At 53.0% G+C, this 23,335-nt stretch carries 22 protein-coding genes and 1 tRNA gene; 6 read left to right on the forward strand and 17 right to left on the reverse strand.

Annotated elements, in window-relative coordinates; genetic code table 11:
• Window positions 1–326 precede the first annotated feature (326 nt).
• The 5 genes from bchM to ACQ4M4_RS15575 form a co-directional block, all read right to left on the reverse strand.
• Window positions 327–1,031 (reverse strand): magnesium protoporphyrin IX methyltransferase, encoded by a 705-nt coding sequence (bchM, locus tag ACQ4M4_RS15555; RefSeq protein WP_430685351.1) that lies wholly within the window; start codon window positions 1,029–1,031, stop codon window positions 327–329.
• A 362-nt stretch (window positions 1,032–1,393) separates the two neighbouring features.
• Window positions 1,394–1,918: a phycobiliprotein lyase gene (locus tag ACQ4M4_RS15560; RefSeq protein WP_430685352.1), complete on the reverse strand. Its 525-nt coding sequence runs from the start codon at window positions 1,916–1,918 to the stop codon at window positions 1,394–1,396.
• A 251-nt stretch (window positions 1,919–2,169) separates the two neighbouring features.
• The gene (locus tag ACQ4M4_RS15565) at window positions 2,170–2,835 is read right to left on the reverse strand and encodes an ExbD/TolR family protein (RefSeq protein ID WP_430685353.1); all 666 of its coding nucleotides are present in this window, start codon (window positions 2,833–2,835) and stop codon (window positions 2,170–2,172) included.
• Between the two features lie 60 nt (window positions 2,836–2,895).
• A complete protein-coding gene (locus ACQ4M4_RS15570) occupies window positions 2,896–3,618 on the reverse strand; it encodes a MotA/TolQ/ExbB proton channel family protein (RefSeq protein ID WP_430685354.1) in 723 nt (240 codons plus the stop codon).
• Between the two features lie 623 nt (window positions 3,619–4,241).
• A complete protein-coding gene (locus tag ACQ4M4_RS15575) occupies window positions 4,242–5,390 on the reverse strand; it encodes a pyridoxal-phosphate-dependent aminotransferase family protein (RefSeq protein WP_430685355.1) in 1,149 nt (382 codons plus the stop codon).
• Between the two features lie 274 nt (window positions 5,391–5,664).
• On the opposite strand from ACQ4M4_RS15575, the gene ACQ4M4_RS15580 reads away from it, so the two are divergent.
• On the forward strand, window positions 5,665–6,030 hold the full coding sequence (locus ACQ4M4_RS15580; protein WP_430685356.1) for a hypothetical protein: 366 nt from the start codon (window positions 5,665–5,667) through the stop codon (window positions 6,028–6,030).
• Between the two features lie 275 nt (window positions 6,031–6,305).
• Here the strand turns inward: ACQ4M4_RS15580 and ACQ4M4_RS15585 are convergent, their stop codons facing one another.
• Window positions 6,306–6,776 (reverse strand): KGK domain-containing protein, encoded by a 471-nt coding sequence (locus ACQ4M4_RS15585; RefSeq protein WP_430685357.1) that lies wholly within the window; start codon window positions 6,774–6,776, stop codon window positions 6,306–6,308.
• A gap of 709 nt (window positions 6,777–7,485) precedes the next feature.
• On the opposite strand from ACQ4M4_RS15585, the gene ACQ4M4_RS15590 reads away from it, so the two are divergent.
• Window positions 7,486–7,962, forward strand: coding sequence for a DUF4383 domain-containing protein (locus ACQ4M4_RS15590; RefSeq protein ID WP_430685358.1), 477 nt, complete (start codon window positions 7,486–7,488; stop codon window positions 7,960–7,962).
• A gap of 154 nt (window positions 7,963–8,116) precedes the next feature.
• Here the strand turns inward: ACQ4M4_RS15590 and ACQ4M4_RS15595 are convergent, their stop codons facing one another.
• From ACQ4M4_RS15595 to ACQ4M4_RS15605, 3 genes are all read right to left on the reverse strand, one after another.
• On the reverse strand, window positions 8,117–9,208 hold the full coding sequence (locus ACQ4M4_RS15595) for a hypothetical protein (RefSeq protein WP_430685359.1): 1,092 nt from the start codon (window positions 9,206–9,208) through the stop codon (window positions 8,117–8,119).
• A 240-nt stretch (window positions 9,209–9,448) separates the two neighbouring features.
• Window positions 9,449–11,479 (reverse strand): tRNA uridine-5-carboxymethylaminomethyl(34) synthesis enzyme MnmG, encoded by a 2,031-nt coding sequence (mnmG, locus tag ACQ4M4_RS15600; RefSeq protein ID WP_430685360.1) that lies wholly within the window; start codon window positions 11,477–11,479, stop codon window positions 9,449–9,451.
• A 10-nt stretch (window positions 11,480–11,489) separates the two neighbouring features.
• Window positions 11,490–11,801: a YkvA family protein gene (locus tag ACQ4M4_RS15605; RefSeq protein ID WP_430685361.1), complete on the reverse strand. Its 312-nt coding sequence runs from the start codon at window positions 11,799–11,801 to the stop codon at window positions 11,490–11,492.
• 390 nt (window positions 11,802–12,191) lie between these two features.
• Between ACQ4M4_RS15605 and ACQ4M4_RS15610 the strand changes: the two genes are divergently transcribed.
• Entirely contained in the window at window positions 12,192–12,530 is a 339-nt protein-coding gene (locus tag ACQ4M4_RS15610) for a P-II family nitrogen regulator (RefSeq protein ID WP_430685362.1), read from the forward strand.
• A 338-nt stretch (window positions 12,531–12,868) separates the two neighbouring features.
• Here ACQ4M4_RS15610 and rdgB read toward each other — a convergent pair whose 3' ends face one another.
• The 7 genes from rdgB to ACQ4M4_RS15645 all read right to left on the reverse strand — a co-directional run bounded on the left by rdgB (window position 12,869) and on the right by ACQ4M4_RS15645 (window position 19,589).
• Window positions 12,869–13,450: an RdgB/HAM1 family non-canonical purine NTP pyrophosphatase gene (gene rdgB / locus ACQ4M4_RS15615; protein ID WP_430685363.1), complete on the reverse strand. Its 582-nt coding sequence runs from the start codon at window positions 13,448–13,450 to the stop codon at window positions 12,869–12,871.
• Window positions 13,451–13,733: 283 nt separating this feature from the next.
• Entirely contained in the window at window positions 13,734–15,194 is a 1,461-nt protein-coding gene (locus tag ACQ4M4_RS15620; protein WP_430685364.1) for a phosphoglucomutase/phosphomannomutase family protein, read from the reverse strand.
• Window positions 15,195–15,592: 398 nt separating this feature from the next.
• Entirely contained in the window at window positions 15,593–17,206 is a 1,614-nt protein-coding gene (locus ACQ4M4_RS15625) for a diguanylate cyclase domain-containing protein (RefSeq protein WP_430685365.1), read from the reverse strand.
• A gap of 66 nt (window positions 17,207–17,272) precedes the next feature.
• Complete coding sequence (locus tag ACQ4M4_RS15630) at window positions 17,273–17,479, reverse strand: hypothetical protein (protein ID WP_430685366.1); 207 nt, start codon at window positions 17,477–17,479, stop codon at window positions 17,273–17,275.
• A 350-nt stretch (window positions 17,480–17,829) separates the two neighbouring features.
• Window positions 17,830–18,330 (reverse strand): hypothetical protein, encoded by a 501-nt coding sequence (locus ACQ4M4_RS15635; protein ID WP_430685367.1) that lies wholly within the window; start codon window positions 18,328–18,330, stop codon window positions 17,830–17,832.
• A gap of 222 nt (window positions 18,331–18,552) precedes the next feature.
• On the reverse strand, window positions 18,553–19,305 hold the full coding sequence (locus tag ACQ4M4_RS15640; protein WP_430685368.1) for a hypothetical protein: 753 nt from the start codon (window positions 19,303–19,305) through the stop codon (window positions 18,553–18,555).
• Between the two features lie 210 nt (window positions 19,306–19,515).
• A tRNA-Pro gene (locus ACQ4M4_RS15645) sits at window positions 19,516–19,589 on the reverse strand.
• A gap of 158 nt (window positions 19,590–19,747) precedes the next feature.
• On the opposite strand from ACQ4M4_RS15645, the gene ACQ4M4_RS15650 reads away from it, so the two are divergent.
• Window positions 19,748–20,224 carry a DUF4332 domain-containing protein gene (locus ACQ4M4_RS15650; RefSeq protein WP_430685369.1) on the forward strand — a complete coding sequence of 159 codons (477 nt, stop codon included), beginning with the start codon at window positions 19,748–19,750 and terminating at the stop codon, window positions 20,222–20,224.
• Here the strand turns inward: ACQ4M4_RS15650 and ACQ4M4_RS15655 are convergent.
• Window positions 20,196–20,717 carry a GNAT family N-acetyltransferase gene (locus ACQ4M4_RS15655; RefSeq protein ID WP_430685370.1) on the reverse strand — a complete coding sequence of 174 codons (522 nt, stop codon included), beginning with the start codon at window positions 20,715–20,717 and terminating at the stop codon, window positions 20,196–20,198. The two genes, ACQ4M4_RS15650 and ACQ4M4_RS15655, sit on opposite strands and share 29 nt — an antisense overlap.
• A 220-nt stretch (window positions 20,718–20,937) precedes the next feature.
• On the opposite strand from ACQ4M4_RS15655, the gene ACQ4M4_RS15660 reads away from it, so the two are divergent.
• Entirely contained in the window at window positions 20,938–21,678 is a 741-nt protein-coding gene (locus ACQ4M4_RS15660; RefSeq protein ID WP_430685371.1) for a hypothetical protein, read from the forward strand.
• A 161-nt stretch (window positions 21,679–21,839) separates the two neighbouring features.
• Window positions 21,840–23,282 carry a phospholipase D-like domain-containing protein gene (locus ACQ4M4_RS15665; protein ID WP_430685372.1) on the forward strand — a complete coding sequence of 481 codons (1,443 nt, stop codon included), beginning with the start codon at window positions 21,840–21,842 and terminating at the stop codon, window positions 23,280–23,282.
• The last annotated feature ends 53 nt before the right edge of the window (window positions 23,283–23,335 follow it).

Below are 23,335 nucleotides of genomic sequence, written 5' to 3' on the forward strand. Positions count from 1 at the left end.
GCAGGCGATGACAATTCAACATTGGGAAAATTCGCTCTCTGAGTTGAAGAATACCATTCAATATCCGTTCAACATGCGTGCGATCGCAGTTTGCAGGTCTCATTTACGAAACCGCGACTAACGTTATCCATCAACCCCGGTGACGATAGGGCCATCCAAAAGCGCGATCGGCTTGTTATCCCAGCGCGATCGCGCTCCATGCTCCACCAGGACTGACACATTTATGTTGCGAGTGAAATGCTCAGCACCCCACTCACAACACAAACCCTCGAGAGCGAGACGATGGTGGACTTATGCAAGCCCTGAACTGAGTTGACCTTGCGGACTTACTTTGTTAATTCCAACAAACGAGCAAAGTAAAAACGAGTCTTGATCATGTCGTTGCGCTGTAGCTTCCAACCGCCGGCTTCCAACGCCTTTAGTACATCGGCTTCTCGGTGCAAATAGGCGCGAGTAGCCTTACTGGGGCCAGGAAAGAAATCCCCAATTTTCTTCAGCAAGCTGTAGCCCAGCGTTTTGGGAGCAAAGCTCAGAATCAGGCGCGACTCAGCCAACGAGCTGAGATGTTGAATCATTTCGGCCGCTTTGTCTTGGGGATAGTGAATCAACACATCCAAGCAAATGACGGTATGGTAGCGACCGCTCAGAGTTTCCAAGTCCTTGACTTCGAAGGTGGGGTTGGTTTGCTGACCGAGGGTTGCCGCAGCGCGATCGCGCGCCTCGCCCACCATCTTTTCGGAAATATCGCTGGAATAAACGGTGGCTCCTGCTTCTGCCAGTGGAATGCTCAGGCTACCGACGCCACAACCCGCATCGCAAATGGTTAGGCCCGACAAATTATCATCAGCATGCAACCAGCTCAGGACGGTATCGACCGTTTGCTGATGGCCTTTGCGAATGTCGAGCTGAACTTTGTTGACCTCGCCATCCCCATAAATACGCCGCCAGCGATCGAACCCGGTGGCGTTGAAATACTCTCGAACAACGGTCTTGTCGTCTACTGCTGTCATATAGCGAAATATTAAGCTCATCCCAACAACTCATCATATAGCGCTCAATGCGCGGATGGATGATTGGATTTTTGGGTTGTGTTTCACATGTCTAGACCATTACCGATTTTTGGAGAGGTCTTGGGTTGGTAAAGGTGCCCAAAGCAATAAACGGGTTCACCAATCTGGCAATAACCTCGCGCAAGCCTAATGCGTGGAACCGCCAGGTAGCAGAAAATTGGGGCTTTCCTTTTCTAACCAAACGCCAGGTCTAACAAAAATCCCGTAGGCCAACCTACGGGACACTAAGGGATGAATGGGAGATAAGCGCGATCGCGCAACTCTATCGAGGCTGCTAATGGCTTCTGAAAGCTGCTGAAAGCTGCTGAACTGCACGCTAGAGGCTACTTGGCCCCACCCATGCGGATTTCGGAACAGAAAGTGGCCATGCTAAAACCACCAAACCGCTTCAAAATACTGGAGCGCAAACGCAGGTTTGGGCTCGCAAACCAGAGCCTTTCTTCGGAATACATGGTGTCGTATTCGGTAATAAGCGTCAGTGCGCCATCGTCGCCCATGACATAGCGGCCCGCCACAGGGGCTTTTTCGGCATAGCCCATATCGCGCAGCAGTTTACCCTGGTTAGGATTGTTTTCATCGGCGATGGGGACTAGTACGGCGGTGCCACTGTGCTTTTCTTCATCCCATTCCATGGTGCCGTCCCAGGTCACCCGTGCCCCGCAGAGCGCTAGTGCCGGATCCATCTCGTACTGTTCACACAGCTTGACGACTTCGGGATCGTCTTTGTCAATCATCTCAATACGAATATCTGATTTGCCGCTTTCAGCTTGTTTGAAGGCGAGGTGGTGGCTGGTGCGCTGCGAGAACCACTTGCCAGCGCTTTGTTCAAAAAACTCAGTAATGTTCATGGACGAATACTATGGGCTGCGATGTAAGAACGAGGTCAGATAAAGAGTTGAACGATGAAATGGGGAGCTTATCTGCGAGTGCGTCGTCAGCCGCCATCAGAAGCGGCAAAACCCAAGTTAGGCACCTAGTCAACGCGCACTTGGCATCAAAGCACTAACATTCTTCATCTTACGGCAATCGACTCGCCCTTCGCGATCGCCGCCCCAAGTCAAGCCTGCAAGCGCCTTCAATAACGTTGGTTAAATATCACCTAAATATCACCCGCATCGGTTGCGCCCGATGGCTGATTGCTGCCATTGGGCGTTGTAAGGCCCGAGGGGGAATTGCCGCTGGGGCTATTGGCACCAGAGCCGGGTAGGGGTTGAACCGGAACCGAACGAGGGTTACCTGTGGGCTGGTCAAAGCCAGGTAACGATTGAGGGTTGGGCGTAAGCAAGCCATCGGGGCCGGGTGTGAGGCTGTTCGGATCATTCAGGTCAAAGGTTGGGGAGGGTAATGCCTCCAATGCACCGCTTTCGGGCAGAGTTGCCAAGGCAACGCGATCGCCCCCAACCGAGCGCAACGTATCCAAAACGCGCACCACGTCGTTATAGCTGGCTAGGCGCGATGCATACAGCACCATAACCCCATCGGGATTGACCGTACGAAAGTTGACCAGCTCTTGCCGGAGTTGCTCTTCTAAAACGGGCTCTTTTTCGATAAAGACTTGGCCAACTGGATCCACACTCACGATCAGCATTTCGCGCATTTGCGTAACGCCAGATTGTGCCCGTGGCAAATCTACGTTGATACCCGACTGCCGAGTCAGAGTAACCGCTGCCAAGATAAAAAACGTAAGAATACAAAACACCACGTCAATTAGCGGCAGTAACTCAATCCGAACATCTTCTGAATTAATAGGGGTGCGAACTTTCATGGGGCGATCGCGCAGGATAGGTGGATAAGGGTGGAAAATTCAACGGTAGCAAAGGAAGCCTTATTCTGGCGTTGCTTCGGTAATTTCAGGAGACACATTGGCATCCGAAGATCCAGGAAGCGCATTGAAGCCCGATGTGTGGGTGCTGAGTGGACGCTTGCCCATGGCCCAATCGCGACGGTACAGCAGTTCTAGCTCGTTGCCCGCCTGCTGAAACAGCTTTGCCTGCCCCGACAACAATCCCTGAAATACACGGTAAAACGCAAGGGCAATAATCGCCACAATCAGCCCGGTTGCAGTCGAAATGAGCGCTTCTGAAATGCCCAGGGTAACTTCGCCAGTGGCGCTGGTGCCAATGTCGCCCAGCCGAATGGTGCTGAGAGAGCTAATCAGGCCGAGCACCGTTCCCAACAAACCCAACAATGGGGCGATCGCGATCGTGGCTTCCAAAATTTTGTCGCCTCGGCGCATAGCGGCCAGTTCCTCATCGGCAGAGGCTTCTAGGGCCAGCTTAAAAACTTCTGGGTCGGGAGTTTGCATTCCCAGAGCCGAGTTCAAAAAGCGGCCAATGGGCTGGTCGGTGGCGCGGCTGGCCACATCGGCGGCGGCATCCCAATCGCGGCGGGCAGCTTCGAGCACCCGTCCTGAAATTTCACGTTCGCGGGTTAGCATCTTCCACCAAAACCAAACCCGCTCAATGATGACGCTCAGCGAAAGGAACGACAGCAAGAGCAACGGGTACATTGCAATGCCGCCTTTGGCAAATGTGTCAGCGATGTTCACAGTATGGTTTTCCTCCGTACCTTATCCCTTTGGGGCTTACTGGCAATATGGTCAAAACTTACGCCCGTTGTACAGCATCCTCAGATCTGTGGATGATGGGTCGTAGTCTTGGCCAACGACCCGTCTCTAACTGGTTCAGTTCGAATGATTTTGGTGTGCAGAGGCCATGTTACCAAACGCGTAAAGACGGCTGGCAAACGCGACCTGCTGCATGGATGACCGAGGCGGTTCAACCCAAAACAACTCAATTTTAGAGACTAACTGTTGCATTAACGCAGGTTTCTACAAAGTTGTTCCCGAAAACCTGGACGGACTGCGATCAACGATAAGCCACCTCAAGATGGATCGTCGAGTCAGCCATGATGGCGATCGCCTCGGTGAACCCACTGGTGGCACTCGTCTATTTCTATCCGTTGAGTGCGATTTGTTTGGGCAATACGAGGTGCGCTTGGCGGGGTGGGTGCCTAGTCTGAGTACTCTTCGCGCTAGTGTAACCTTCGCCCTGTCCAATCGACGATCCGAAAAAAATCGCTGCACAGCTCAGCCATGCAGCGATTCTCACGTTCCCAAGGATTTGGGTAATTACCGGATTTGGGTAATCATACGAGCTAAACAAGCACAAGCTAGGCCGTCAACACTTTGGCGGCTGCGCTAACGCCAGCCCCAGGATTGAAGCTGTCAAATCCTAACTCTTGTAGGGTGGCTTCTAAGCCACTGAGGGCCGTCAAAATGTCGCGATCGCACACAAAGCCCAAGTGACCAATGCGGAAAATTTGGCCTTTGAGATGATCTTGCCCGCCCGCCAACAAAATGTCGTAGCGCTTTTTCATAATGGAGCGAATTTGCTCTGCGTCTACCCCAGCAGGGGCCACCGCCGTAATGGCAGGGCTGGCTGCACCATCCGCCGCAAATAGGGGAAGTCCCATAGCCCGCATGGCCGCACGGGTCGCATTCATTTGGCGATGGTGGCGTGCAAAAATGTTCTCCAATCCCTCGTTCTGCATCATCTTGAGTGCAGCTTGCAGCCCGTAGAACAGGGTGACAGGCGGAGTAAAGGGGTTGCTATTTTGATCTGCTGACTTCTTGTACTTGCCGAGATCTAGATAGAACTTGGGCAGCGTCGCAGTTTTGTAAGCTGCCCATGCCTTTTGGCTAACGGCAACAAATCCTAGACCAGGCGGCAGCATAAAGCCCTTTTGCGAACCAGAGGCAATCACATCCAGACCCCACTCATCCATCGGCACGCTGGTTGCTCCTAGGCTGGTCACTGCGTCCACAATCATGAGCGCACCATGGGCTTTGACATAGCCGCTAATGGTTTTTAGGTCGTTGAGGACACCCGTCGAGGTTTCGCTATGGGTGACGATAACGGCTTTAATTTCTTTGTTGGTATCGGCTTCTAGCTTGGTGCGAAACTCCTCCGCATCCAGCGCTTTGCCCCACTCAGCGGTGATTTTTTCGACATTTAGGCTGTAGGCCTGAGCCACTTTGGCCCAGCGATCGCCAAACTTACCGTTGCAACCAACCAATACGCGATCGCCTGCACTCAAAAAGTTGATAATGCCTGCTTCCATTGCGCCAGTGCCGCTAGATGCCAAGATCAGCACATCATCCTGAGTTTGGTGCAGCCATTTTAAGCCTTCGGTCACCTCAGCCATGATTTTGCTGAACTCCCCACTGCGGTGCCCAATGGGGTGCTTGGCCATCGCCAAAAGAACCTGTTCCGGAACCGGTGTCGGTCCGGGAATCATCAGCATTAACTTGTTATCCATTACTTCGTCCTGCCTGTCTGCAAATGCTCTCTACAAAAAGTATGTGGCGAAACCAATGCATGATCCAGAATGCCACAAGTAGATGCAGAATATGTGAGCCAGTGCAAGTTCACAATGACAGAACCGCATTTGAGCTTCGCAACTTTTGCCCATGCAAGTTCCTCCAGCTCAACCTGCGGGCTAGGCGAAGCAACATATCGCTCACTTTTTGGCACAGCAGGCTGACCAAAAAAGAAACATATTTATTGTTTTGTTATGCCGCCTAGCCTATCGTATGTTGAAGTGGAATCAGCACGAGTTTATTGAGTGTCTCGAAGTCCTTCCCGAAATCGAAGAGGACGGGACATCGCATCTTTTCCGGGTGGCAAAAGATGGCTTGCGGCTGGAGCTTGCCGTGTTCCAGTATGAGGCAGACATCTGCGTTGAGATTTACAAAGAGGGCTTGGAGTCGCCGCTGTTTCATGCGCAAATCATGTCCTGCCCCAGCGCTCGGTACTTGGCCGAGAAGAACGGGAGGGAGTGTTTAGAATTTGAGGGGCTGTTCGGCTACACCATCGGGGATGAAGATAGGAGCTTGGTGCCGGTCGTGGTGAGGGTAACGGTTAATCCCCAAATCAGAGTTGAGTTATCCTTGGCATGAGCGGCATAACAACGGCGTGCAGCGGACGCGCAAATCAGCTAGTCTTTCATCCTCAAAGATTCGTGCGCGCCGCTGATACCGGGCGTTAAACGCCAATGATTTAAGGATGGGCGGTACATCCTGACTGGAATTGACTTGAAAGATAGAGTTGAAATTTTTAAACAGTATGGCTTGCTTGCGATTGGTTGGCCCGTATTCAGTCTAGAGGCCAGTCTAGAGGCTGCTGTTGCCTAAGAATTGACTACCTCAGGGCCAGCTTGCATGGATGGCAGCCCCTAGTGCACGTTGTTGAGATTGAGATAAACCCCATTGCTGCCGTTGGTGCCATGACTGCCGCTTGTGCCATTGCTACCGTTGGTGCCATGGGTGCCATTCGTAGAGCCGGGATGATGCCGCAAATGTTCGGCATCTCCAAGGATCTCAAAGGGATTGTCTAAGTCATTATCGGGAACAAATTCCACTACAACGCGCAGTCGAATTTTGCCTTTTTGCCATTGGGGTGCACTTAAACGCAGAGTCTCACAGTCAATTCCGTCTTGAAACCAGCGGCGATCGCGCACGGTCCAAGCGCCGCTTACCCGAAATTGCCGTTCTGAGCTGAGATGCAGCTTTTGGGTACTGAGCGAATCCGCCAGTGCATCTGGCACTTTAGAACTCAACGCAATATCGAGCGCCTGCTTAAATTTTGCAAATCGCACTGTGCCATCGTGAAATGACAGCACGTCGTCATCATTGAAGTTCGGCACGTCAATATTGTTGTCGGTTACCACTTGCATTTCCCCCGATGTAAAACAACTTGAGAGTCTTCCAACGACGGACTCCAAACCAGATCAATTTCCCCTGAATGACCAATTTCGATGGTTGGCAACAGGTTCTTTTTTGCAGAGTATTTATATAGACTCTGATCAAAAACAATTGAGTTGTAGCCAGAATCAAAAAACGGGCAAGAACCTCGTTGGGGCTAGTTTGGTCTTGCAGCTACAACGGTTTGTGAGCAGCCTGATTCCCATTTGATTGCGAATGGTTGAAGCTCTTCCCTCTCTTACGGTGGCTAATATGCCCTATCAGGGTAATCTGCTGGTTTCTTTGGCTGAGTTGGGTTAGAAAAGCTGGGTTTGTACTTTATCTGTTGAGGAATGGAGCGGAAAAAGGTTTTGCGATCGCACGCAGTGTCCGGTTGCGGATGGTTATTTTTATTACTCTGAATGAGTTGAGTTTCCCAAAAATTGCTGAACCGAGCTCAACAGACGTTCGCTCTTATTTGTTAAACGTTCGTTGAAAATAATTTATTGCTTCTTATCGTTCTAGATAGGTGGATTTGCATACATTTATCTGGGCTAAAGCTCACACTCTACCTTTAGACGGCGTTACGTTTTGGCTGGATTGTCTAGCTTAAGCATGTAATGGATCGGCCTAAGCGTTCAATGATGAACCCGTTAGGACAAGGAGAGAGATATGAAAGGTGGACAAATTTTTGCCCTAGCAACGGGCGTTATTTTTCTGTTGATTGGAATTATGGGATTCATCCCCAGTTTGGTGACTCCGCCTGAAATGATTCCTGGCTATGTCGCAGCCAATGGTACCGAGGTTGGATATGGCTACTTGATGGGACTGTTTCCAATTAACGTGCTGCACAACTTTGTGCACATTGCGATTGGTGGCTTTGGTATTTTTAGTGCGATCGCCCTCGACAGTTCGCGATACTATGCTCGGTTTGTAGCGGTGTTCTATGGTTTGTTGGCTGTGTTGGGTTTTATTCCCATTGCCAACATCATGTTTGGTTTGGTGCCTATTTACGGGAATGATGTGTGGCTCCATGCCCTAACCGCTGGGATCGCGGCCTACTTTGGCTTTGTGGCACAGCCTGGAATTCAGCAGGCCTATGCCAGTTCCGAAGATCGGGCCAATCGAGAAGCAACGCAGTCTCGCTAATGCTGGGTTGTTGAAGCTGGTCGCTAACATGAAAATCCCTGGAACGTCTGCCGATGCTGGCATTCCAGGGATTTTCGTTTGCTGAAAGGGGCGATGGTGATTAGAGATTTAGAGTTGGAGTTAAAAAGCGGTGGACTTGTCTACCGCTGCTGGGCTAAAACTTTTGGCCTAAGTAAATCGACCGAACTTCGCCATTGCGCCGAATGACAGCTTCATCATTGCTGACGGATACCAGACTCCATCCACTTGATGCAATATTTTCGCCCAGCTGAATCCGCAAAGGAACGCCATCAATTTCAAACAGTGCAGCTGAGCGATCGCCCAATTCCAAAATACCGATTAGCACATGGTCAACGACGGGGCCAGGACTGGGCATGACTGCTGCCGTTTGAGATGGTGACTGTGCAGGAGATGCCGCAGTGGAGGGGGTTGAAGATGCCGTGTTGGGAATTGTGGCGGTTGCCGCGATGGGCTGCTGAGGCAACTGCTGTGGCGCTGGTTGCGGAGCCGATGCGACCGGGGGAGAGGCAAAGGTAGCGGTGCCCTGTGGTGGCTGATAGACAGGAATGTAAACGCGCTCTAGCACGGTTGCTGGGGTGTTGAGTGCGCCACTGGCCACCGAAACGTTGGGCAAATCATCAACATTTTGGCCTGCCTGAGCCAACTTGCTCTGCTGATCGAGCACTTCGATCGAACGCTGCAAGTAGGTCAAAAATTCGCGATCGCCGCTTGCGGTTGCATTCACCTCGGCGGGAGCAGGCGTTACCGTGGCCCGATGCTGCATCCACCACCACAATCCACCCGTGACCGCTACGGCTGCGATCGCGAGTGCCATTAGAAGTTGATCAAAGGCGCGACCGCTACTGTTGACTGTTGGCTCGGGTGCTGAAGTGGTACTAAGTGCAGTCAAGTCGGCATCGTCTTTGTCGGGTTCTACAGTGGGCTCTACAGTTGCCTCTGCGGTTGGGGCGGGCGATCGCCCAAAGGCCGATAGCACCAATCCCTGAATCGACAATGCGGGAATTTCTTCTGCATCAACTGTTTCGGTTGGGAGCTGTGGGCCTCCGCCTAGTACCTGCTCCACATCGCCTAGCAATTCATCCATTAGCCGAGTGGCAGCGTCATCGGCAAAGCGTTGCGACTCGGCAGACAGTACAGCGTCGGCATCATCCAGCAGGGGCGATGGTTCCATGAGGTCATCCGACAGATCCATCACGGTGGAAGCGGAATTGGCGGGTTGAGACATAAGCACCAACAATCTCGAAAGACGGGTTGTTAAAAACGCAATTTCGGGTGAACATCACCGAGGCGATCGCGCCAGTGGAGAAAGATTTCAAGCCCTTGGGCGATCTGTCACCTCAATGTATCGCATCTCTTTGAAATGCGATCACAAAAATTGTGTCTTTTCAAGCGGTTTAGCCATAACCTCCAGCGGATATAGGGATGTCCTATCCCCTCGCTCTATCTCGTGGTGACATCGGTCGATTCACGACTCGGCAATCGCCTTGGCCTCTGCCTTTTGCCGTGCCCGAATTTCTAGATACAAAATGAGGGCGTTGATGTCGGATGGATTCACTCCACCAATGCGGCTAGCTTGCCCAATGGTGAGCGGACGCACCTGCGACAGCTTTTCGCGGGCTTCTTTGGAAAGGGTGGCGATCGCGTGATAGTCCAGGTCGGGTGCTAGGGTGCGGTTGGCTTGTCGCGTTACCTGGTCGATCTGCGCCTGTTGTCGATGCAAATAGCCAGAGTATTTGATTTCAATTTCGGCAGATTCGCGCTCGTACTGCGCCAAATTGGGATTGCCCAGCCCAAACCGGATCAGGTCTCGGTAGTGGAAGCCAGGTCGCCGCAGCAAATCCGACAGAGTGATAGAACCCTTGATGGCTTGCTGCGTTTCTGCGGCAATTGCTTGGCCAACCAGCTCATGTTCTTTGATTCGGTTGCTGTGCAGGCGCTCTTTTTCGGCGGTAATGTTGGCTTGCTTTTGCTGAAAGAGATGCCAACGGCGATCGTCAATTAATCCAATGTCGCGACCGAGGGGCGTGAGGCGCTGATCGGCATTGTCCGATCGCAGCAATAAGCGATATTCCGATCGCGAGGTGAGCATACGGTAGGGTTCGCGCAAGTCTTTCGTACACAGGTCGTCAATTAGTGTACCCAGGTAGCTTTGCTCTCGCGGAAAGACCACCATCTCCTGCCCTCGCACCAGTCGTGCCGCGTTAATGCCTGCGACCAGTCCTTGGGCGGCGGCTTCCTCGTATCCGGTGGTGCCGTTAATTTGCCCCGCGCAGAACAGCCCTTGCACCATTTTGGTCATGAGGGTGGGGTAGCACTGGGTGGCGGGAATATAGTCGTACTCCACGGCATAGGCAGGCCGCAGCATGGCACACCGCTCTAATCCTGGGAGCGATCGCAACATGGCTAGCTGAATCGGTTCGGGCAAGCCTGTGGAAAAGCCCTGCACATAAATTTCGGGTGTGTCGCGGCCCTCTGGCTCTAGAAAAATTTGGTGACTTTCTTTATCCGCAAAGCGCACAATCTTGTCTTCGATACTGGGGCAGTAGCGCGGCCCTTTGGCATCTACCCAGCCACCATAAACAGGCGACAGATGCAAATTCTCCTGAATGATGCGGTGAGTTTCGGCGGTGGTGCGGGTGAGGTAGCAGTTCATGGGCTCTCGCTCGACCCATACCTCGGGGTCAAAGCTAAACCAGCGCACCTCGGGATCGCTCGGCTGCGGCTCCAGAATATCGAAGTTGATGGAGCGGCGATCGACTCGGGCGGGTGTTCCAGTTTTCAGCCGACCCGTCTCAAACCCCAAACGGTTGAGGGTGTCGGTAAGGCCAACCGCTGCAAATTCTCCGGCGCGACCTGCCTCCATGGACTTGTTGCCTACCCAAATGCGCCCACCCAAAAAGGTTCCGGTGGTGAGGATGACGGCTTTGCAGCCAAAGGCTACTCCAAAGTAGGTTTCTACCCCAATCACTTCATCGTTGTTGCCCAGTACCAAATCTGTAACCATGCCTTCACGCACGGTTAGGTTTTCCTGGTTTTCGACGATCGCCTTCATGACGGCGGCGTATTCGCGCTTATCGGTTTGTGCACGTAAGGCCCACACGGCAGGCCCACGGGAGTTGTTGAGGATGCGCTTTTGTAAATAGGTGCGATCGGCCATTTTGCCAATCTCGCCCCCTAGGGCATCCACTTCGTGAGTGAGCTGAGATTTTGCGGGCCCCCCGACCGCTGGGTTGCAGGGTTGCCAAGCAATTTTGTCCAGGTTGAGGGTGAGCAGCAGTGTGCGGCAACCCAAACGAGCCGATGCCAGGGCTGCCTCGCATCCGGCATGTCCTGCACCCACCACCACAACGTCAAATTCATCCAAAAAATCCACAGGGGCCATAGCAACTGGCGATCGCGCATACAGATTCAGCACTCCCCATTGTAGTGCGATCGCCCCCTTCGCAGAGTAGTTGTGGTTGTTTGCAAAGGGGGAAGCACTGGCTAGGGGGTACACAAGTGGAGCGCTACACCGTGCGATCGTCAACTTCGATCGCGTCTACATTGACGGTTCGGTCTGTCAGAGCGGTGTTTGCTTGGGTTTGGGCAAGCTTGGCTTCTTTGATAGCCTGTCGCCGTTCCAGGAGCACTTGGCTGAGTCCGGCGGCTACCAGGGTAATCAACACGCCATCGTCAATCCAGCCAACGATGGGCACTACATCGGGCGAAATATCGATGGGGCTGATTAAATAGGCAAGGGCCGCAATCAGCACAACCCAGCGATATTTGGGATGGCTCATGAGCCGTTTGAAAAAATGATGGACAAAGGGTACTTTCACCGACTTATCTCTACTTGGGGGATGCGCTAACGGATGATGTTTTTTGAGAATTCTGGCTCAGTCAGAGTTCTCAAAAAAACTTGTCCTCGTGAACCTGGCGATCGCCATACTCCCATTCTGCCGAGAGTTGTGAGCGAACTCCCACACAGACGTGCCGTAGAAATCACAATCCATCTCAAGGAATAGACAAAGTTTTCCTTCTAAAAAAGAGTTTTCATTAAAAAGTTTTGGAAAAAAACCGATTGATTAAACTCAACGGGTGACAGAATGAAGGGTGGTTTGAGAAAATTCGCGTAGCACTAGCTACAAACAGTATGCTCATGACGGTGATAGAACGAGTCATGCTGGTGTGCGGAAAGATAACCAACGCCCTGAGGAGTGTAGTAACAGATGAAAAAGGTTGAGGCGATTATTCGCCCCTTCAAACTAGACGAAGTAAAAATTGCCCTGGTCAATGCGGGAATTGTGGGAATGACCGTCTCGGAAGTGCGGGGCTTTGGACGGCAAAAAGGGCAAACTGAGCGGTACCGTGGCTCAGAGTATACAGTTGAGTTTTTGCAAAAGCTCAAGGTTGAAATCGTGGTTGAAGATGATCAAGTCGATATGGTCGTTGAAAAGATTATTTCTGCGGCTCGCACTGGCGAAATCGGTGATGGCAAGATCTTCATCACTCCTGTGGATCGGATCATTCGTATCCGGACAGGAGAAGTCAATATGGAAGCGATTTAACCATTAGCTTGATTCTTCAAATTTATATACGCATGAAGCCCCGCTACGGCGGGGCTTTTGTTGTGTGCCTGGTTTTTGTGGCTAGGTTGTGTGAGCTGAGACGTTTGGCGATCGCCTCGGTTTCGCTCCAGTGCCATGGGTGAATCCCTGGTTCTTGTAAACGTCAGTTTTGGTTAAGGGCTTTTCTGAGGTTTGCGCACCGCGCAAACCTCAGAAAAGCCCATTTTTGTGTGCGCGTCGCGCACACAAAAATGGGCACTTCAGCTTATCCAGAACTCAGGTTCTTGTAAGGGTTTACTCCTCTACACGGGGACTGCCCAGTTTGCTCTAGGCACAGGTTAGTCGTTGGGCAAGAGATCGGCGAGCTGGGGCAATACGGCTTCGAAGGCGCGACCGCGATGGCTAATCGCGTGCTTGAGTTCGGCTGGCATGTCGGCATAGGTCATGCCATGCTCCGGTACGTAAAAGATGGGATCGTACCCAAACCCACCCGTTCCTGATGGAGTCTGGGCAATTTCGCCAGGGCAAATGCCTTCGGTTTGCAGGGCAATGCTGCCATCGGGACGAGCGATCGCCACTGCGCAAATAAACTGAGCGGCCCGATTGGGGTTGTCTCCCAGTTCGGTCAGCAATCGCTGGATGCGATCGCCATCGGAACTGCCATACCGTGCTGAATACAGCCCTGGTGCCCCATTCAGTGCATCTACGGCTAAGCCTGAATCATCGGCGATCGCCCATTCCCCTACGGCAAGAGCAACCTGAGATGCTTTGAGGCAGGCATTTTCGAGAAACGTGCTGCCGGTTTCCTCAATCTCTAGTTCATCTGGTTTCAGCACCAGTTCCAGAGACGGATCAGTGAGGTAGGCTTTCATTTCGGCAACTTTGCCGGGGTTTCCAGTGGCGACAACAAGGCGAGGCATAGGTAGGAGGGGGTAGGGAATAGGGAGTCGGGAGTCGGGAAGAGCTAGGGGGAGGGAGGGGTCGAGTGTAAACCCCAATCCGCGCCCGTGTGGTACATCGCCCCAGCCCTAACCCGGTGGGTGGGTTGGCATGGAGCGGTTAACCCCTTGCGGGGGGTCTGGGGGAGTTGAGTCCCTCAGAAAGCGGGGGAACTGGGGGAAGTCCCCCGAAGCGGGGTTTTTGGACTTGGGAAGGGGGGTAGGGGCTAGGGTGGGCGGTGCCCACTGGATGAGTTAGGTGATCTCAAATATGGCTGGCCCAGTCTTTGGCCCAGGCGAGGTTTTCTTGGACGCGATCGCTGGTTGCCGCTTCGGAGTAGAGGCGCAGGACGGGCTCGGTGCCGCTAAAGCGCACGAGTAGCCAGCTTTGGTCTGCTAGTTGAAACTTGTAGCCATCAATGGAAAGAACATCGGTGACGGCCTGACCTGCAATGGTTTTGGGAGGGTTGGTTTGTAGTTGTTGAACGAGGCGATCGCGCGCATCCATGCCAGCCAGGGGCAAATCGATGCGATCGTAGCTGGAGTTGAAGCCCGTTTTTTGTTGGAGGTCGGCGTATTGCTCACTCAGGTCTTTGCCCGCCATGAGTACCGCCTCCAGCACATACAGCGCCGAGAGCAGGGCATCGCGCTCGGGAATGTGGTTGCCGTAGCCAATGCCGCCCGACTCTTCGCCCCCCAAAAAGACGTGAGATTCCAACATGCGATCGGCAATGTACTTGTAGCCGATCGGCGTTTCGTACAGGGATAGGTTGTGTAGTTTGGCTACCAGGGGAATTAGGTTGGAGCCGCTAATGGTTTTTACAATTTCGCCTGTAAAACCGCGATGGGTCGCCAAGTGTTGAATCAACACTGGAATGAGGACTTGAGAGCTAAGGAAATTGCCTTGCCCATCCACTGCAGCAATGCGATCGCTGTCTCCATCAAATACCAGACCCACCACCAGCTCGTTGCTCTGGCGCTGGTAGGTTTTGATTTGTGCGAGTAAATCTGGCAAGTAGCGGGGTAGCGGCTCTGGTGCGCCACCACCAAACAGCGGATCTGCCTCTCCATTCAATTCGTGAATGGGGGTTCCTAGCAGGCGCTCCAGCCCGCTAGCCGCCGCTCCATGCATTACATCGGCAAACACAACCAGGCTGCCGTCTTGAATGGCTTGGCGCAGTTGTCCCACGTCTACCTTGGCGCTTAGCCCTTCGCAATAGCTGTGCCAGGGATTAAAGGTTTGCAGGGAACCGGGAGTTTTGTCGGTTGGCAGATCTTGGCCCAACAAGGCTTCGACGTGCTTGGTTACCTCGGGCGGAACCGAGCCGCCAAAACCACCTTTGATCTTAAGACCGGAGTAGGCAGCGGGATTATGGCTGGCGGTAATGACGATCGCCCCTAGGGCATTTTCTTGCTTGGCTGCCCAGCTAAAGGCGGGTGTGGGGGCAAAGCACTCCGATAGCAGCACATCAAACCCAACGTTGCGAATCGATTCGGCTGCGACCTGCGCAAACTCTGGAGACAAAAAGCGGCGATCGTAACCCACGATGATCGTGCGGTTGGGCGTGGTGTTGCCATAAATTTGCTCAAGGGCGATCGCTGCTCGGGGAGCCACCTGCATTACCCGCTCAAAGGTAAAATCGGCAGCAATCATGCCGCGCCAACCATCGGTGCCAAAGATAATGGGCTTTTGAACAAACGATGCCGGAGAGAGTTTATCTGCCATATCAACTTGCCTTAGGGTTGGAAAGAAAACCGAATCGAACTGACGCTGGATCGAAGATGGATGGAAGCGTTATCTAGTGCCTCGTTTCCCAACGTGCCGTGGTGGATGCGCGATGGACATTATGGACACTGAATGTTGCCATCTTGAACAAACACAACGCGCGAAGCCCTAGGCCACTCAACCACCTAAGAGGCTTGGGCGGATGGATGCAACTCCCTTGCCATTTTAATCATGGTGAGTTGGGTCGCACCATGGCCGTTGTACAAGACATCCCTGAAATCATCAAAACTTTGCCAAATGGATAATTTAGTTTGGAAATTAGGGATTAGCGCAATTTTAGTCCTGTTTTCCCATTGCTCCGCAGGTGGCGAGGGGGCTATGAACAGCAGAGCTTCTTTTTATAGAGCTTTCACGCAATTCCGACCGTGACGTTTTGCGTCTAGCAATGCGGCTTCTGCCCGTTCCAATACGTCCCATGCGGTGGTGTCGCGATTGGGGTCTTGCTGGGCAACCCCTAGGCTAGTGGTGATTTGAATTGAGCCATGGGGCGCTGCAAAAGACACGCCACGGATTGATTGTTGCAGTCGTTCAGCAACCTCGACGGCCAGCTCTAAAGACGTATCGGCGAGTAGGATGACGAACTGTTCGCCGCCGTAGCGATAGATTGGGGTTTCTTTGCGGAGGTGGTGCTGGAGCCGAGCCGCTAAGGTTTTGAGCACGCTGTCGCCGACGGGGTAGCCGTAGCTATCGTTCACAAGCTTAAAGTAGTCAATGTCGCAGATGAGCAGGCTAAAAGGCGGTTGGTCGATCCAGAGGGCTTTGCTGCTGCGACGTTTCAGTTCTCGGTCGAGGGCTTCGCGGGCCAAACAGTGGGTAAGAGGATCGCGATCGCTCTCATACATCGTGGTGCCTGCGAGAACTCCGTTGCTGTCTAGCCAGGGGAGGGGAGTTTGGTAGCCCTGAAGCTGAGTGAGGGCGATCGCCACATAATCCATCGTTTGGCTAACGATTTGCACCGTTTCCAATGCGTAGGCGTGGGCGGCATCGGTTGTGATCAAGCACACCATGCCAAAAAACTTGGCCTGCAAAAATAGGGGAACCAGGAGCAGTGACGAGGCTTGCAGTTGATGCAGCAGCTTGCGCAAGCCTTCGGTGGTGTCGCTTAGGGGTTCAATCCATAGATAAGACACGCCATCCTGCACAAATAAATCGGCGGCATCTCGCCAGCCAGCCAGGGAGGATAGTGGTTCTGGATCGTTGGGCTCTGTTCGTGCCCAGTCGGCTACGACATCCACATGCTGGGTGAGGTGTAGCAGCAATACGCGATCGCTCCCAAATTCTTGTCCCAGTTCTGCCAACATTTCTTGCACTACGAGGTCGGGCACCAGTCGCGAGTTGAGCAAATGGGCCATGCGTCCCATCATGGCCATATGTTGACGCGACTGCTCAAGCTTGTCGTGCCAGTACACCATGCCGTAGGCTAAGCCCAGCTCTGCCATCCGAGCTTTGAGGGATTGTAGTTCTGCCTCTGTCCAGCCCTGAATGGTGGTGGAAAAGAGGGCAACCGCCGCGTCCGACGATTCCATCGATGGCGTAGGTTGTAGGGGGCGGCGTAGTTCCAGTACTAACTGCAGCGAACCCTGCCACCCCGGCGTTTCTAACTTGAGGGTAATTTCGGGAGACACGACAGGAACAATGAGCGAGCCGGATGCGAGCTGCACCATTTGAGGCGATCGCCATTGATCTGTTAGCCACAAGGGCAACTGCGTGAGTCGAAACAGGCGGGCCGATGTTTCGAAATCGGAGGAAGTTTCTGCGTCGCTGAGTTCAGATAGATTTGACGTGGATATTCCTTCGGCAAGCTCATCCCAAAATCCTGGTGTTGCATGAACTTGTGCCCTGCCAGCGCGCTGATCAATATGCGACCAGAGCGCACACTCGGCCTGGTAGGTTTGCGCGATCGCCCCCACCGCCTGTTCCAGTAGCCAATCTACAGAATCTAGCCTATCCACGGCATTGCCAAATGATTTGGACGTTCAGTCATCCCCTTGTTTCATGCACCCACCGTTGCCTGTTGGCTATTCGTCCGTCAAGCCAGGCAAATCTACCTTATCGGCAATGGCCGGATCCTGCTTGCGCTTTGGCTTCATATTATTCATTGCGACAGCCTGAGCCTGAGCCAAAATCTTTTGAATTTCGTCAGGCGAGAGGTTCCGCTCCGGTTTGGGTGCGGGAGGCGCACTCGCTTGGCCCTGCCGAGGTCGATCTGACCACCCGCATTTCATACAGACCTGGCGACCCGATGATTTTAGAGGAGGGCCCAGGCGATGGCTACACTTAGGACAAGTCTCTAAAGGCATGATTCTTACCGTTCAAACACAGTGGCCGTTAAACAAGAGGATGAAAAGGTGCAAGCCTTAGGTTGCCCTATTTGGCTCGCAATCTTGTCACACCTGTTTGCTGGTACTGCATTGCGATGATTGGGTTTGTTCCATTGTGCCTGAGTTCTCGCGTTTTGGGGCGATCGCCTTTGGCTGCATGACCACTCGGCTCAAATGCTCCAAGCGCCCCTAGGGTGGTTGTCAAACATTGGGGAAACGGCCTTCGCAAGATGGATAAGGGGGATTCAAACCGTTCATCCAGAATTGAAGCGCTCCATGAGCGATCGCAACCGAATCTTCATGGATACATACCAGGGAAACTGGTAATGCTCGGCCATCAGCCAGCCCATCATCAATAAGTGAATAACAAACGTGCCCAACACCCATACCACCGGAAACCAAGACAACGGACTGTTTGGCAACGGCGGAAAAGCATAGACCGACAGCCCAACAATCAACGGCGGCAACAGCACGATCGCGCCACCCATGAGCCACAGCACCGACTGAACTCGCTGATCCTCCCAACGAGTTGATTGCCAAGTGCGCCCGTTCCACCACCAGGAAATCGGTTGAGAACTATCTACAACCTCCACCGTTTGGGATTCTAGGTTGGTAGAAAACATGTGACGACAAAAATTGCAGGCAAAGGCATCCATCAGCACTAAGCTGGCAATGTCTCCATGTCGGCAGATCGGACATAGATAAGAGCCATCCAGGCTGAGGGGGCGATAATCCGGCGTGATGCGAGCCTTCATAGTTGAGAAGCAGGAGAGAGAGGGCGAGAACCAGATGGGCTTAGCAAACAGTCCAAACTCGGGTACTGGAATTTGTATCACTAAACCTGTGCATAAATCAGTGCGGCGTTCAACAGGGGCAACCTAACTCAGCCAATCAAAACTCAACCAATCGAATGCCATGAGTCTAACCTGTGCCCTGTTGAGATGTTGCACGACTGCTCTGGTACTACCCTATTCCTACTACAACATTCCAATTTCGGTTGCAGAACTTCCAATAGTCCTTATAATCTCTCGTCCATTTTCTTCCAGCACAACAACGGGTTCGGGGCCACTGCTGTCGATTCGCTTGACTAAGACTTGGCCTCCTGCGAGATAGTCACCTACGGTGGCGGTACGGCTGTTCGCTTCTCCGGGGACTTCGGCAATCAGGCTCAGGCGATCGCCCACCTGAATAAAGCCGCTAATTTGAATCCGCTCCGCCATGATGGGCAGGGGAGCCACCATCGGTACAGCGGGCACATTGGCTGTTGGTGCAGGCTGAAAAGCGCTCAGCGGCGGTGGTGGTGGCGCAAGGAGTGGCACGGTAGACACCACCGGAGCCGGTGGCGCGACGGGGGCCACGGCTGGTTTTGGCAGCACTTCTTCCTGTCGAGTTGGAATGCTAGGAGAGGGAATCACCACAGCTTGATCGGCAACGGAGACAAAGGGATCCGTTCTGCCAGAGGCAATGGATGCGCTTTGCCCCCCTGCCCCCCTGCTCCTGAGCAGCTCGTCGGGCAGGTTGCCTGTCACCGCCGATGTAGACCTCAAAGTGGCGGAGTCTGGTGGGGCGATGGGGCGCATCGTGGATGATGCCGTTGGTACTGTTGTGCCAGCAGCTTCTGATTGAGAGGATTCTGCTTGCGAAGGAGCTTGGGCCGATCGCCCACCGCAGCTAACCAATAGCCCACTCACCCCAATGATCATGAGTCCTAGCCAAATGCGGTTCGCCATGCCACTGCTCCCAATCCTGTATTAACCCGTGTTAGCTACCCAACAGGATACTCATACTCTTCAGAAGCAGATCACTTTTTTGGAGGATGTTTTTGGGATGTTGTTTTAACCCATCGCTCTGCTGAACGATGCATGGCCATCGCCGCATGGAAAAAGAAGGTAACCGGGAGCCATTCCACAGTTACCTTCCTTTCCATTATGAGGTTTGAGTCGGGATGACAGGATTTGAACCTGCGACATCCTGCTCCCAAAGCAGGCGCGCTACCAAGCTGCGCTACATCCCGTTTTCGCCAAACACCAGTATAGCCTGTTTTGGCAAAACGTTTGCTCAACTGTCATGAACTTCTGCTGTCATGAACTTCTGCGAATAGGACAATCCTGCAAAGCCAAGCGCCTGCGCCTATGATAGAGAGTGCTCCTTCGTCGAGTTGGTAAAATCCTTATGGCTGCTGCCTCCCGCCCACCACTGCACTTGCAATATTGGGATATTGACCACTTGCCTGGAGTGTCCGCAGCCTACCGTCAGCAATTGCGAGACTGTGGAATTCACAACACCCGCCAACTGTTGAGCGCTACAGCCACGCCGCAAAAGCAGCAGGCGCTGGCTGGCCAGCTACAGCTGCATTGGCATCATGTCGCCAAGTGGAGCGCGTTGGCCAACTTGGCACGCATTCCATCAGTGGGCGATCGCTACTGTGGGCTATTGCTCCACGCAGGTATTACCTCAGTGGAACAGTTGGCTCAGCTGCCGCCTCAACAGGTGTATCGACAGGTACTACGGTTAAACGTGGCAACCTTTCAGCGCAAAGATCTGTGTCCTTCGCTGGAGGATGTACTGCTATGGGCTCAGCAGGCCAAGTTGATCGAATCAGCCATTCAAGCGCGATCGCTCAATCGGGGTACCAAAACATTCCCTTAATGCCCTCTGGATCGGGCATAAACCCAAGTCCACGGTAAAAATCAATCACATGCGGATCGGCAAACAGCGTAATGTTGCTGATGTCTTCGCTGCGAAGTTTCTTAATCATATATTTCATCAGGGCTTTACCCATACCTTTGCCCTGGTAGTCGGGATGCACAACAACATCCCAAATCGTGGCATTAAAGGCGTGGTCCGACGTTGCACGGGAAAAACCAACCAAGCGGCGCTGGGCTCCTCGTTCTTCCCACATGGAAACCACCAAAAAGCTGTACTGAATTGCCTTTTTGACTTTGCGCAACGGACGACGCGACCAGCCTACGGCATCACACAGCTCTTCCAACTCGTACAGGTCAATCTCGCGATCGGTAGAAAACAGGATGCGAGAGCCCGAGCTGGTGGTCATGCTGGCAGCCGTTGTGCCTTCCGCCTGACCTGGCCTGGGTGTAGCGGCAGTGTCTGTTGTACTAAATAAGCTTTTCCAAAAACCCATGCCAATGCAGTGCAGACGATAATACGTTTAAGACGGTACTAGCTAGTATATCTGTGTATTCTCTACTCCGGTGGGCATGCTTAAGCCAATAGACTTGCAGCAATCCAGAGTTTTTTAGCAAGCTATGCGATTCTACTGCTATTTTTTGAGAAATTGATCACCGTTTTAGGGTTTTCTAGTAAGAAGAGATTTCGCCAGATCCTGCCCATCGGGGCTCCGCATGCAGACCTTACCTATGGCCTCGGGTTTAAAACCATCGACATTAGAACTGCTTAAGCGCTTCAATCGGGCGTTTCCCCAGTTTTATGAGCAGTTTGTGAGTAGTGAAATTCAGTTGCAAAATTTGCGGTTGGCATATCAGCTATACCGCACCAAGCAGGCTGTGATTGAGCTGAAGCCGGAAGGCACCAAGAGTGCCTTGCACTTTGCCTATCGCAACCAGTCGTTTTTGCTAAGCGATATTTTTGGGGTGTTGGCGGCCTATGGACTCACCATTCACAGCTTGAGTTTGTACGGGCAGATCTATCCTCCCATGCTGGTATTTATCAAGCTGGTGGTATCGCGTGGCGGCAAGGTGCTGACCGACAAAACAGCCGAAAATGTGTGCCGGGCGATTCGTGAGGCGCTAGCGGGTCGGTTTGAAGTGGAAGAAATGCTGGCGGTTGAGTTTAACCTGGATGCAGGCTTGGAGCAGGTTGAAACGGAGTTCTACGTTGATCCGGTGTTTCATTTGCCGGCGCTGCTTATTGAGGCCGATAACCAGCCGGGACTGTTCTACAAGGTGATGTATGCCATTTGGCAGGAAGATTTGCTGGTGGTGAATGCAAACTTGCTGGTGTGGCGGGGGCGCACGCGATTGATCTTGTACCTGTTGGGGCCAAACGAGAACCTGATTCCCGAATATTTGGGTCAAAAGATTGCAGAGAGTGTGCGCCAGCGCTTGTTGGGACGGCGCTTTTAAGCCTTGCGTTGGCTGTGGAGGGAGGGATATGTGGCTGCGATCGCCCTCCTCATGCCGCGATACTGCCGAGATGGAATAGAAATCGCCTACGGGCGTTTCATTTTATTCAAAATTGGGCTAACTAGGCCAAGACAGGCGTAACGTTAGTGGCGGTTTTGGCTATGGGCAGTTGGGCACTCCGGCGATCGCACTTAGGAATTTTGTCATTGGCAGCGTTGCTAGTGTGTGCTGGGCTGACGATGTGGCGGCGAGAGGCGGCCCAGTCATCGGAGGCAATGGCTCTGCTGGAGCCATTGCCCCAAGACTCACTGATTCAAAGTTTTTTCAATCAATCGCAGTCGTCGCTCTATCGCGATCCCTACCGACAGCAAGAGCGCTTGGGCGATGACCTGGAGCAAGTTATCGTCGATGCGATCTTGTCGGCTCAAATGTCGGTAGATGTTGCGGTGCAGGAGTTGCGCTTGCCCCGAATTGCCGAGGCGTTGCGCGATCGCGCTGAGGCAGGGGTGCGGGTGCGGGTGATTTTGGAGAACAACTACAGCCGCCCCACCAGTAGCCTGCGGCCTCAGGATGTGGCTCAACTGGAATCGCGCGATCGCGCCCGTTACGAAGAGAATTTACGACTAATTGACCAAAATCAAGACGGCACCCTATCGGCTCAAGAAATTGCCCGCAACGATGCCCTGGTGATTTTGCAGAAGGCTGGCATTCCCATAATTGATGATCGGGCAGATGGTTCACGCGGCAGCGACCTGATGCATCACAAATTTGTGGTGGTGGATGAGCGTACGGTGGTGGTAGGCTCGGCCAACTTTACCCTGTCCGATATTCATGGCGATTTTTCCTCACCCGAGAGCCGGGGTAATCCAAATCATGTGCTGCGCATTCACAGCGCAACGGTGGCTCAAGCCTTTACCAGTGAGTTTAATCTGATGTGGGGAGATGGGCCGGGGGGACAGCCCGACAGCCTGTTTGGTTTGCAGAAGCCAGCGCGATCGCCCCAATCGGTGCCCCTGGCTCCCGACTCGGCATTGATGATTCAGTTTTCGCCGCAATCTTCAACCAAAAATTGGTGGGAGAGCACCAATGGCCTCATTGGGCGATCGCTCTATAGTGCAGCGCACAGCATCGATTTGGCCTTGTTTGTGTTTAGCGATCAACGGTTGAGCTATGTGCTAGAGAGCAAGCAGAAAACGGATGTCAGCATTCGGGCGCTGGTGGATGAAAGCTTTGTGTACCGTCCCTACAGCGAAGCGCTGGACTTGATGGGGGTGGCGTTGCCCAACAATGCCTGCAAGTTTGACGCTGGCAACAAACCTTGGGAGACTCCCTTGCAGACCGTGGGTACGCCTCAGCTTCCGGCAGGCGATCTGCTGCATCACAAATTTGCCGTGGTCGATGGACACACGGTGATCATGGGTTCTCAAAACTGGAGCGAAGCTGCCAATCACCAAAATGATGAGAATGTGTTGGTGATTCGCAATGCCACGGTAGCGGCTCACTTTCAGCGAGAGTTTGAGCGGCTGTATCAAGATGCAGTGCTAGGGGTGCCAGAGGCGATCGCCACCAAAATTCAACAAGAGAACGCCCGCTGCAACCTGTAGCCGAACCTGTCGCAAAGCTGTGGTCAAACCGATAGCCAGAATCGTTGGAATGC

Source organism: Leptolyngbya sp. AN02str, assembly GCF_050565595.1.
Classification (GTDB): domain Bacteria; phylum Cyanobacteriota; class Cyanobacteriia; order Elainellales; family Elainellaceae; genus Kaiparowitsia.